Raw genomic sequence first — 12,219 nt, forward strand, 5'->3', positions numbered from 1 at the left:
AGCTTTAAACGAACTTTATTTTGGCAACTAGAAAGTAAAGGTATGCACTTTGAACTATAATTCAAACTCTTTCGAATGCTTCCGATTATAGATGGGCAAGTACCTAATACCATTATCTGCCCAACTGTACAATATCATTTTTTTTTATTAAGCGCGTTACAAACGTTACGATTCACCAAGCAATTTAGGCAGCTACTCGATGCCATCAAGCATCAAAGAAAGTTGATATTATTATTAAAGTTTAATTGAAAAACTGCCTTTAAATTTTGCACTTCAGCCCGCCTGACGCTAAACCCTTTTTGTAGGCAGTGCTTTATTTTGATTTTTTAGACTTTTTAATGTTTAAAGTTTTTTGTTTTATCCATTGAATTGAAATGTCAAAAGGTGCTGTATCACCGTCAAATGTAGTATTGTGTCCTAATGTTGAAAATAAAGTATATTCAAAAGGTTTACCTTGAACTATAAATGTGTTTAATTGCTCTATGCACAACTTTACAGGAATTTGTATATCCTTCTCTCCAAAAAGCCAAAGTCCAGGAATTGAAAGAGTATTCAAAGAAATTTTTGGGTCAGTCGCCACGAATTGATATTTGTCAGGGTCATTTTTAGTATGTTCACGAGCATCTGCATCTGTATGATTTTCCCAAAAATTATTATTTCCGTTAGTATAAAACTGAAATCGGAGTTGTTCCAGAGTTGTAATTGTAGGGCAACTAAATAAAACCATAAATTCTATTTGTGGATTTTTGCTTGCTGCAATTGGAATTATCCATCCTGCTTGACTAAAACCAACTAATCCAATTGGTGTTTTTTTATCTTTCAAATAAGTCCAAAATGTATTTAGCGCTGCATTTGCATCGTGAGATAATAAATTAAGATTGGTAGTGTCAATATTATTCGTTCCAACAGATGGTCCTACGTATACACCACCAGATTCTCCAACTCCACGTTTGTCATATGTTAATACAGCAATACCTTCTTTAGCGAGACGCTTTGCGAACTCTATTTCTCTTTTTACTGGGTCAGAACCGTGAACAATTACAACTGCTGCAAATGGATTTTTCGGCTTTAAAATTGAGCCTGCAAGAATGATTCCCTGACTTTCAAATTTGACATCTTGAATTTCAAAGTCGGTCGATTGCGAAAGTACAGTTATTGGTAAGGTTATTAATAATAACCAAAGATATAAGTTGGAAAAAAAGTTGATTTTCATTTTTGATTATTGTAAAAATTTATTTTAAATGGTCTTGATTGTCATTGCCTACAACTTGAAAATAAGTCGGACAAAATCAGATCTTTCACTCTATTTTTGGGTAGATAGGCCTGACCACAATCAGACTTTACTTAAAATCAAATATATTGTTTTATTCTTACAAATCATCAGATGGTTAATTAGTAGTTGCAGGCCTCAGCAACAAAGAGTATAGTGTGTAATTCTGGAATTGAATACTTAAAAATTAGCAGTACACCACTCCGTATCCCAAGCTCTCACTATAATTTATCTTTTTTTCTAAAAAGCAAATAGCAAGGTGTGCAATTCGCGAATTGCACACCTTGCTCTATACTGTTACTTAACTAAAATGTAAAATTAGAATGTGAAATATCTTCAAAGCATAGTACTATTCATTCGTGGATTACAAGTACTATCGGGTAAAATTCCATTTAGTTTTTTAGGGCATTTAATCCAAAAATGGTTGCCGTTAGGCTGAAAATCAATGATGATCGTTCACTCTTATGGCCGCAGTTTGCAAAATTGCGCAAATGATTGTGGTATATTTCCGATTTCATAATTGATTACTAGGTTTCTGAACAGGATCTCAATTATTTTTTTAAAGTTTTATCTTTTTCTTTTATCAAAAAACAATACACTAAAATTCATCTAATACAGTGTGCAATTCTGGAATTGAATGCTTAAAATCCGCAGTACACCACTCTGCATCCCGAGCTCTCACTTTCATTTATCTTTTTTTGTAAAAAGCAAATAGCATTGTGAGCAATTCGGGAATTGCACACCATCATCTCTACTGATAATTAACTAAAAATGTAAAATTAGAATGTGAAAATAGAATGTAAAATATACTCTCAAAGCGTAGCGTTAGTCATTCTTGGATTACAAGCTTACTGTAATCTGGTAAAAATTCCATTTAGTTTTTTAGAGCATTCAATCCAAAAATGGTTGTAGTTCAGCTGAAAATCAATTGATATGGTTCGTTCTTATGTGCACATTTTACAAGACTGCGCAAACAAGTATAATATATTAGCGCGGACGGGCACTATTGTTCATGAACGTATTGACGGATCAATCTCAAAACCTGGGGGGAATTTGATAAAAAAGAAGATCTTTGTTTGATTAACCATTACTTATGACCTCAATAGACCTTTTAAAATTTATGCTTCCTGATTTTTTAGTAGATTACTTTGAAATCGTTTCTGCAGTTAATTCTAAAGAAAACCTACATCTGTATTTCGAAGAAAAGGCAAAACCTCCAAAAGAGTTTGACGCCTTAGAATTAGTATCTAAAGGCTTTTTAGATGAAATTACTATTCAAGATTTTCCCCTTAGAGGTAAGTTTGTCTATTTACACATTAAACGTCGTCGTTGGACTAATAAAACCACTGGAGAAATCATCAAAAGAGACTGGATGTTAGTCGCTAAAGGTACCCGTATGACGCATGAATTTGTGTCTTTTTTAAAAGAAATTAATCGATAATACAGCTATCGATTGTCATATAATTGGAGGTTTCTTTGGCGTTAATGGTAAAAAACTCCAAAGACAATACAAAAAGCACCTCAGTTCTTTTATTACTTGGGAACCTAGAGAACATGCGCACCAATGGATTATTTACCCCCAAAATATAGGAACTCATTTAGCCATTGATGAAGTGGCTTTATCTCAAGGAGAACTTTACACTATTGTTACCAATAAAAAAGCCAAAGGCAAGAAAGGGTCGTTAGTTGCTATAATTGCCGGAACTAAGACCGAAAACGTCATTGAACAAGTCAGCAAAATTGACTTTAAAAAAAGACAAGCCGTTATAGAAATCACACTAGATATGGCTAATTCTATGAAGTTGATAGCAAGAAAATGTTTCCCTAAAGCAGTACAAGTAACCGATCGTTTCCATGTACAAAAACTAGCCTTAGAAGCTTTGCAAGAAATTAGAATCAAACACCGATGGGAAGCTATGGATATGGAGAATCAATCGATATTACAAGCCAAATCTAAAAATAAAACACATACTGCTCAACTTTTGATTAATGGCGATACTGTAAAACAATTATTAGCTAGAAGTCGCTATTTACTTTATAAATCCAGAGAAAAGTGGACCAATAACCAAGAAGAGAGAGCGAATCTTTTATTTGAGCTATATCCTGATATAAAAAGTGCATACAAATTATCACAGCAATTACGAAGTATTTATAATTCACATGATGACAAAAACATAGCTATGCTAAAATTAGCGCACTGGTATAGAAATGTAGAGGAATCTGGGTTTAAGAATTTCAATATAGTACTCAATACGATAACGGTTAATTACCAATCAATATTGAATTACTTTGACAATAGAAGTACAAATGCTTCAGCGGAATCTTTTAATGCTAAAATTAAAGCTTTTAGATCACAATTTAGAGGGGTACGAAAAATTGATTTTTTCTTGTTCAGATTATCTAACCTTTTTGGATAATCCCCAACTTTTGCACCTGATCCGTATTGACCTTAAAACCTAGGTGAATCTCAATAAAAAAAGCGACCCTTTTGAGGCCGCTTTGAATGTTTTCACAACGGAATAATCCTTATTGTGAATTGCTTCAAAATTGTACTGCAAGTATACAACAAAAATTTAAACATTGGTTTACCGTTTGTCGTAAGGATCTTAATTTTCTTATATTTATATTTAGCAATTATTTTTTAGAGCGAGAAAAAAGAAAGTGTAATATATTTAATATGAAGAAAATACTGGGATTGGATTTAGGAACAACATCTATTGGATGGTCGTTTATTAATGAAGCTGAAAATGATAATGAAACATCATCAATAATAAATACTGGCGTTCGCATTGTTCCTCTTACTACAGACGAAGAAGCCGATTTTAAAAAAGGAAATACCATTTCTATCAATGCTGACAGAACTTTAAAACGTGGAGCAAGAAGAGGTTTACAACGTTTTAAACAAAGAAGATATTCATTATTGCAATCTTTTAATAAAATAAAGTTTATTTCTTCTACTTTTATTTTTGCAGAAACAGGAAAAGAAACTACTTTTTCATCATACAGATTAAGAGCTAAATCAGCAACCGAAGCAGTTTCTAAAGAAGAATTTGTAAAAGTTCTTTTGATGCTGAATAAAAAGCGTGGTTATAAAAGCAGTAGAAAAGCAAAAAAAGCCGAAGATGGAGAGGCAATTGATGGAATGGCGATTGCTACCGCACTTTTTGAAAATAATCTCACTCCAGGGCAATGGGTTTATAATTCTTTATTAAATGGCGGAAAATATATTCCTGATTTCTATCGTTCCGATTTGCAAAAAGAATTAGAAAAAATCGTGCATTTTCAGAAACAATTCCATACTGAAAGTATAAATAACCAATTACTTGAAGATATTCAGGCAAAATCAAGAACGCAAACTTCTCAGCATTTCACAAGAACATTAAATATTGAACTTACCGAAAATAAAGGAACTAGAGAAGAAACCAAATTGCAACATTACAAATGGAGAAACGATGCTTTAGTAAATAAACTTGATTTAAAAGTTATTGCATTTATCATTACTGAAATCAATAATCAAATAAATCAGTCAAGCGGTTATCTTGGAGCTATCAGTGACCGCAGTAAAGAGCTATATTTCAACAAGGAAACTGTTGGGCAATTTCTATACAAACAACTCCAAAACAATGCACATTCTAAACTAAAAAACCAAGTATTTTACCGCCAAGATTATTTAGATGAATTTGAAAAAATCTGGGAAACTCAAGCCAAATATCATCCTGAATTAAACCACAAGCTAAAATCAGAAGTTAGAGATATTACCATTTTTTATCAAAGAAAATTGAAATCTCAGAAGCATTTAATTAGCCATTGTGAATTTGAAAAAGGGCATAAAGCTATTCCAAAATCATCTCCTTTATTTCAAGAATTCAGAATTTGGCAAAATTTGAATAATATTGTAGTTAAAAACGAAACTACTAAAGAACCCTATTTGTTAAGTGAAGAATTAAAAAAACATATTGCCGAAGTACTTCAGTTTAAAGATGGAATGACCGACATCCAACTGATGGATTTTTGCGAATTGAAAAAAGGTAGCCATTCCGTTAATTTCAAAAAAATAGAAGGAAACAGAACCAATACGTCACTTTACAAAGCTTTTGAAAAAATACTTGAAGTTGAAGGTTATGAAATGGATTTCTCAAAGATGAGCTCTTTAGAGATTAAAGAAGCTATCTCAAAAATATTTAAAACTTTAAATATTAATACCAATATATTAGACTTTGATCCAACCATTCATGGAAATGAATTTGATAAACAGCCCTATTTCCAATTGTGGCATTTGCTCTACTCGTCGGAAGAAGATGAACCCTTGAAAAAAACGTTAATTAATAAATTTAATTTTAAAGAGAATCACATTCCATTCCTTCTAAACATTAATTTACAAGCTGATTACGGTAGCTTAAGTGCAAAAGCTATTAAAAAAGTATTACCACATTTAATGGATGGACAAATTTATGATCAAGCTTGTTTCCTTTCTGGATACAATCATTCTTCTTCATTAAATAAAGAAGCAAATGACAGTAGAGTTCTAAAAGAAACCTTAGAATTACTTAAGAAAAATAGTTTGCGAAATCCTGTAGTTGAAAAAATACTCAATCAAATGATTAATGTAATTAATGCCATTATTGCAGACCCAGCAATGGGAAAACCAGATGAAATTCGTGTAGAATTGGCTCGTGAGTTGAAAAACAACAATGAACAACGTAGTGAAATGACTAAGGCTATTAATAAAAGTACAGCCGAACACGAGCAAATCAGAAAATTATTGCATACGGAATTTGGAATCCATCGGGTAACCCGAAACGACATCATTCGTTATAAACTTTGGAAAGAGTCTGATGGTATTTCACTTTATACAGGAAAACCAATAGAACCATCAAAACTATTTTCGAAAGAATACGACATTGAACATATTATTCCAAAATCACGCTTATTTGATGATAGTTTTTCAAACAAAACAATTTGCGAACGCCAGTTGAACATTGACAAAAGCAATAAAACAGCTTATTCTTTTTTACAAGAGAAATTATCTTCTGAAGAATTTGATCAATTCGAAAAAAGAGTAAAAAGTTTATTTGGTAAAATTAGTAGAACCAAGCAGAATAAACTTTTGATGGCAGACAGTGATATTCCAGAAGGCTTCATTGACAGACAATTAAGAGAAACACAATATATTGCAAAAAAAGCGAAAGAAATTCTTTTAGAAGTATCCAGAAATGTAACAGCAACAATTGGAAGTGTTACCGACAAATTACGTGAAGATTGGGAATTGGTCGATGTGATGAAAGAACTGAATTGGGACAAATATCATAAACTGGGATTAACAAAAGAGGAAGAGGGCAAAAACGGAGAACGTTTATACAAAATACAAGATTGGACAAAACGAAATGACCATCGTCATCATGCTATGGATGCAATAACTGTTGCATTCACCAAACCTGCTTATATTCAATATTTGAATAACCTCAATGCAAGAGACATTAATAATAAAAAAGCGAATGTTATTTTGGGTATTGAATCCAAACATTTAAAAAGAGATAAAAACAATAAACTACGATTTATTGCTCCAATGCCTCATTTTAGAGAAGAAGCCAAAAAGCAACTCGAAAGTATTTTAATTTCCTATAAGGCTAAAAACAAAGTAGTCACCAAGAATAAAAATATCACTAAAAAAAGCGGTGGAACCATTCAAAAAATTCAACTTACGCCCCGCGGGCAATTGCACAAAGAAACTGTTTATGGAAAACTGCAACAATATGCTACCAAAGAAGAAAAAGTAAATGCAAATTTCACGGCAGAATACATCAATAAGGTTGCAAAAAAACAATACAGAGAAGCTTTACTAACACGATTATCCGAAAATGGTAACGACCCGAAAAAGGCTTTTACAGGCAAAAATGCTTTAGCTAAAAATCCTATTTATTTGGATGCTGAAAAAAAAGATGCATTACCCGAAAAAGTAAAAATAGTTTGGATAGAAGATGATTATACCATTCGAAAAGATATCAGTCCCGAATTGAAAATTGAAAAAGTAATTGATGTCGGTATAAAAAGAATACTGCAAAAACGACAGTACGATTATAATGGAGATGCAAAAAAAGCCTTTTCTAATTTAGACGAAAACCCAATTTGGCTCAACAAAAAAAAAGGAATTGCCATAAAACGGGTAACTATAAGTGGCGTGAGCAATGCGCAAGCTTTACATACCAAAAAAGATCATTTAGGGAACGAAATTTTAGATAAAAACGGAAAAACAATCGGTGCTGATTTTGTGAGTACCGGAAACAATCATCACGTAGCCATTTATAAAGATGAAAAAGGAAATCTACAAGAGGAAGTCGTTTCTTTTTATGATGCTGTAGTTCGCAGGAATTTAGGATTATCCGTTATTAATAAAAATCACCAAAACGGATGGGAGTTCTTGTTTTCTATGAAACAAAATGAGTTTTTTATATTTCCGACGGATTCTTTTAATCCTCAAGAAATGGATTTACAAAATCCGAGTAATTATCATTTGATTAGCCCTAATATGTTTAGGGTACAAACATTATCTATTGTCAAATATGGAAACTCAACAATTAGAGATTTTAAATTTAGACATCATTTAGAAACAACCGTTGAAGACAAAAAAGAATTAACAAATATAACATACAAACAAATAAAAAGTTTGCCTCCCTTAAATGATATAATAAAAGTCCGCATCAATCATTTAGGTCAAATTGTTCAACTCGGAGAATATTAGCTATGATAAAACGAACCCTATTCTTTGGTAATCCCGCTTATTTGAGTACCAAAAACGAACAAATCGTCATCTCTTATCCCGACAAGGAACAGGAAACCAAAACCGTGGCTATCGAAGATATTGGTGTTATCGTTTTGGAAAACCAACAAATCACGATTACCAACGGGTTGTTGGAAAAACTGATCCATAACAACGTGGCTTTAATCAATTGCGATCAAAAACATTTGCCCATTGGTTTGTTGATGCCATTGAACGGACATACCGAACAATCGGAACGGTTTAGAAATCAAATTAATGCTTCTGCCCCACTCAAAAAGAATTTGTGGCAACAAACCATCAGTTCCAAAATTATGAACCAAGCTGGATTACTCAAATAGAAAGGAATCCCGATGCGGAAAATGGAACTTTGGGCAAAAGAGGTAACCTCGGGTGATGCATTCAATCACGAGGCAAGAGCAGCGGTTTATTATTGGCAAAACCTCATCATGGTAGAAGATTTCACCCGAGGACAAAAAGGAATTCCGCCCAATAATTTATTGAATTATGGGTATGCTATTTTGCGAGCCATTACCGCAAAGGCTATCGTCAGTTCCGGAATGCTGCCTACTTTAGGTATCTTTCACCGCAACAAATACAATGCATATTGCCTTGCCGATGATATAATGGAACCCTATCGCCCGTATGTTGATTTAATTGTATCCCACATTATAGAAACCGAAGATTCGTATGAAGAATTAACTATTGACATGAAAAAACAATTGTTAAGCATTGCCACAATTGATGTGCTCATAGATGGCAAAAACAGCCCGTTGATGGTGGCGATGAGCCGGACAACACATTCTTTACACGAATGTTTTGAGGGAAAATCCAGAAAAATTTTATACCCTGTTTATGTATGACGAACATTACACCCGTTTAAACCAATATAGAAGTTTGTGGATATTAGTGTTTTTTGACCTGCCAACCGAAACCCGTAAGGAACGTAAAATAGCTTCTTCTTTTAGAAAGAAATTATTAGACGATGGTTTTTCTATGTTTCAATTTTCGATATACATGCGGTTTTGTGCCAGCAGGGAAAATGCCGAAGTACACACCAAAAGAATAAAAAACAGTTTGCCCGAACACGGCAAAATTGGCGTGATGCAAATAACCGATAAACAATTTGGTATGATGGAACTTTTTTATGGAAAAAAGCTCGTAGAAACAGACAAACCTTCACAACAACTGGAATTATTTTAGTAATACAGGATTAGAAAAAAGGATAACTATTTGTGCACCAACATATAAAGACCACTTCTTTTTGATTTCAAAATAAGCTCATAAATACCAACATATCAAACGATTATATCGTGGTATGTTGGGAATTATAAGCTAAAATACAATTTTGAAAGCAATTCACAACATCAAATGACTTACACCGATTGCCAAAAAAGTTGGGAATTATAAGCTAAAATACAATTTTGAAAGCAATTCACAACCATTAGAGCAGCTTAGAAGCGAGCAATTAGGTTGGGAATTATAAGCTAAAATACAATTTTGAAAGCAATTCACAACACTTCGGTAAAAGTGGTTTCAATCAAATTGTTGGGAATTATAAGCTAAAATACAATTTTGAAAGCAATTCACAACCCAGCAGTAGCAAATACTAATATAAATTTTGTTGGGAATTATAAGCTAAAATACAATTTTGAAAGCAATTCACAACACCTTGTTCTTCAGCATATTCTTTATTGGCGTTGGGAATTATAAGCTAAAATACAATTTTGAAAGCAATTCACAACGCTATTAGCATAACGGTTCAACAAATATATGTTGGGAATTATAAGCTAAAATACAATTTTGAAAGCAATTCACAACTGACTGCACCAAATCATATAACTGGAGGGAGTTGGGAATTATAAGCTAAAATACAATTTTGAAAGCAATTCACAACGCCTGCGACGGAACATAAACTATGGCGCGCGTTGGGAATTATAAGCTAAAATACAATTTTGAAAGCAATTCACAACAGTGATAATGTTGATGATGCAAATAAATTTGTTGGGAATTATAAGCTAAAATACAATTTTGAAAGCAATTCACAACTAACCATGCAAAATCCATCTTTTTTAGTAGGTTGGGAATTATAAGCTAAAATACAATTTTGAAAGCAATTCACAACCCGCTCAGGAAGTAAGAAATATTTTCAATGTTGGGAATTATAAGCTAAAATACAATTTTGAAAGCAATTCACAACGGTTTGATAAAGGATGTGATTATGCTATTGGTTGGGAATTATAAGCTAAAATACAATTTTGAAAGCAATTCACAACCGCCTTGATGAAGTAGCTCCTACCTACTGAGTTGGGAATTATAAGCTAAAATACAATTTTGAAAGCAATTCACAACTACTTCCTCACAATGCTGTCGATGAACATGGTTGGGAATTATAAGCTAAAATACAATTTTGAAAGCAATTCACAACTAATAGGAAGGTCAAAAAGATTTTTTACGGGTTGGGAATTATAAGCTAAAATACAATTTTGAAAGCAATTCACAACAAACAGAAATCTTACTGGTTTTAACTGTTGGTTGGGAATTATAAGCTAAAATACAATTTTGAAAGCAATTCACAACGTAATAGTAGCGATTAATATTGCACCTGCAGTTGGGAATTATAAGCTAAAATACAATTTTGAAAGCAATTCACAACCGCTAGGAGTAGCGGGTTTTGAATAAATTAGTTGGGAATTATAAGCTAAAATACAATTTTGAAAGCAATTCACAACCAATGCCAAGAGATAAAGCAGGTATTGAAGTTGGGAATTATAAGCTAAAATACAATTTTGAAAGCAATTCACAACGTTCTTATTAGCTGCGATAGTATCGAGGGAGTTGGGAATTATAAGCTAAAATACAATTTTGAAAGCAATTCACAACATACCTGCCGTTGTTAAGACCGCTTTCAGAGTTGGGAATTATAAGCTAAAATACAATTTTGAAAGCAATTCACAACGCGTAGCTTGTTACAACTTCCCTAAAATATGTTGGGAATTATAAGCTAAAATACAATTTTGAAAGCAATTCACAACTATAAAAGTTAAATAGTTTTCTTTTATTATGTTGGGAATTATAAGCTAAAATACAATTTTGAAAGCAATTCACAACCATTTACGAGTTGCTAAGGCCAAAGTTGTTGTTGGGAATTATAAGCTAAAATACAATTTTGAAAGCAATTCACAACCGCATTGTCTTTTATGGTTCATCGTAACGCGTTGGGAATTATAAGCTAAAATACAATTTTGAAAGCAATTCACAACATGGCTCACGCATCATTGGTTAAAGTTGATGTTGGGAATTATAAGCTAAAATACAATTTTGAAAGCAATTCACAACCTAGGTATCTGAGCACACCGACATCGCTGTGTTGGGAATTATAAGCTAAAATACAATTTTGAAAGCAATTCACAACAGTAATATGTTATTAAAGCAACAATATTTAGTTGGGAATTATAAGCTAAAATACAATTTTGAAAGCAATTCACAACTACGACCAAACTTAACATTATGGCTCCGAGTTGGGAATTATAAGCTAAAATACAATTTTGAAAGCAATTCACAACCAGTAGCAGGAAGTGGAGCCACTAACACTGGTTGGGAATTATAAGCTAAAATACAATTTTGAAAGCAATTCACAACTAAAGCGGCAGCAAATATATCCGGACTAGAGTTGGGAATTATAAGCTAAAATACAATTTTGAAAGCAATTCACAACGGAAATACATTCCAAAAGCATTTTTAACGGGTTGGGAATTATAAGCTAAAATACAATTTTGAAAGCAATTCACAACTTGGTAACACAAACCATGAAAGAATTCATAGTTGGGAATTATAAGCTAAAATACAATTTTGAAAGCAATTCACAACCTGTAGCAGGAAGTGGCGCCACGAACACGGGTTGGGAATTATAAGCTAAAATACAATTTTGAAAGCAATTCACAACGCACTGCTTCTAGTTTTAATCTGTAATTTTGTTGGGAATTATAAGCTAAAATACAATTTTGAAAGCAATTCACAACCTTCTGGGCGATGTATTACAAATCAGCTGGTTGGGAATTATAAGCTAAAATACAATTTTGAAAGCAATTCACAACGCACTGCTTCTAGTTTTAATCTGTAATTTTGTTGGGAATTATAAGCTAAAATACAATTTTGAAAGCAATTCACAACT

5 protein-coding genes, 1 pseudogene and 1 CRISPR repeat array (1 of these 7 cut by a window edge) are annotated in these 12,219 nt (G+C 32.6%); of the genes and pseudogenes, 5 read left to right on the plus strand and 1 reads right to left on the minus strand.

Translation table 11 applies throughout. The annotated features are described in order from the left end of the window. Nucleotides 1-313 precede the first annotated feature (313 nt). The gene (locus tag ACP7AV_RS16390; RefSeq protein ID WP_426092872.1) at nucleotides 314-1,213 is read right to left on the minus strand and encodes an alpha/beta hydrolase family protein; all 900 of its coding nucleotides are present in this window, start codon (nucleotides 1,211-1,213) and stop codon (nucleotides 314-316) included. 1,150 nt (nucleotides 1,214-2,363) lie between these two features. Here ACP7AV_RS16390 and ACP7AV_RS16395 point away from each other — a divergent pair. The 5 genes and pseudogenes from ACP7AV_RS16395 to cas2 all read left to right on the plus strand — a co-directional run bounded on the left by ACP7AV_RS16395 (nucleotide 2,364) and on the right by cas2 (nucleotide 9,248). Beyond that, nucleotides 2,364-2,711, plus strand: coding sequence for an ISAon1 family transposase N-terminal region protein (locus ACP7AV_RS16395; RefSeq protein WP_426092873.1), 348 nt, complete (start codon nucleotides 2,364-2,366; stop codon nucleotides 2,709-2,711). Nucleotides 2,712-2,733: 22 nt separating this feature from the next. After that, a complete protein-coding gene (locus ACP7AV_RS16400; protein WP_426092897.1) occupies nucleotides 2,734-3,687 on the plus strand; it encodes an ISAon1 family transposase in 954 nt (317 codons plus the stop codon). A 260-nt stretch (nucleotides 3,688-3,947) separates the two neighbouring features. After that, nucleotides 3,948-8,009, plus strand: a complete 4,062-nt coding sequence (gene cas9, locus ACP7AV_RS16405) for a type II CRISPR RNA-guided endonuclease Cas9 (RefSeq protein WP_426092874.1) — start codon at nucleotides 3,948-3,950, stop codon at nucleotides 8,007-8,009. Nucleotides 8,010-8,011: 2 nt separating this feature from the next. Then, nucleotides 8,012-8,908: pseudogene (gene cas1 / locus ACP7AV_RS16410) on the plus strand (type II CRISPR-associated endonuclease Cas1). Continuing rightward, a complete protein-coding gene (gene cas2, locus ACP7AV_RS16415; RefSeq protein ID WP_426092875.1) occupies nucleotides 8,901-9,248 on the plus strand; it encodes a CRISPR-associated endonuclease Cas2 in 348 nt (115 codons plus the stop codon). Before cas1 ends, cas2 begins: the two are co-directional and overlap by 8 nt. A 117-nt stretch (nucleotides 9,249-9,365) precedes the next feature. Next, nucleotides 9,366-12,219: direct repeats of the CRISPR family, unit length 46 nt; unit sequence GTTGGGAATTATAAGCTAAAATACAATTTTGAAAGCAATTCACAAC (it continues 432 nt past the right edge of the window).

It is taken from the genome of Flavobacterium sp. DSR3-2 (assembly GCF_049896525.1).
Taxonomy (GTDB): Bacteria; Bacteroidota; Bacteroidia; order Flavobacteriales; family Flavobacteriaceae; genus Flavobacterium.

Bases quoted from the DNA above. Each gene is read 5' to 3' on its own strand.
- ACP7AV_RS16390 (WP_426092872.1), bottom strand. From the start codon at position 1,213: ATGAAAATCAACTTTTTTTCCAACTTATATCTTTGGTTATTATTAATA.
- cas9 (WP_426092874.1), top strand. From the start codon at position 3,948: ATGAAGAAAATACTGGGATTGGATTTAGGAACAACATCTATTGGATGG.
- cas2 (WP_426092875.1), top strand. From the start codon at position 8,901: ATGTATGACGAACATTACACCCGTTTAAACCAATATAGAAGTTTGTGG.
- ACP7AV_RS16395 (WP_426092873.1), top strand. From the start codon at position 2,364: ATGACCTCAATAGACCTTTTAAAATTTATGCTTCCTGATTTTTTAGTA.